Source organism: Bradyrhizobium sp. Kon58 (genome assembly GCF_055807455.1).
In genome coordinates this window covers 1-239 of sequence record NZ_JBVVOT010000632.1, presented here as the reverse complement: position 1 = coordinate 239, position 239 = coordinate 1, and the positions used below count along the sequence as shown (strand labels likewise).

The window sequence follows — 239 nt, the reverse complement described above, 5'->3', positions numbered from 1 at the left end:
CCTTCAACGATTATCTGCACAAACAAGCCAAACTCAGTCTCAACGCACTGCTGGGCCGTCGCCAGAACGACGTGGACCCGGACACCGTGTATGTTTCAGCCCCTTGGCCGCTGCTGGGCAGAGTGTCGCGTCCACTGTCTTACACCCGGTTGTACAGGGACGGCTACGAGGATAACGTCGGGTTCATCGACCCGAAGTTTTCCACCTCGGCCACCTTCAGCGGGCCGGACGGCGTCGAC

The 239-nt window shown here is 60.3% G+C and carries 1 protein-coding gene; it reads left to right on the top strand.

What is annotated here, in order from left to right; translation table 11 throughout:
- Positions 1-239 (top strand): hypothetical protein (locus AC0L20_RS41760; protein ID WP_473295954.1); only part of this gene is annotated, 239 nt, incomplete at both ends.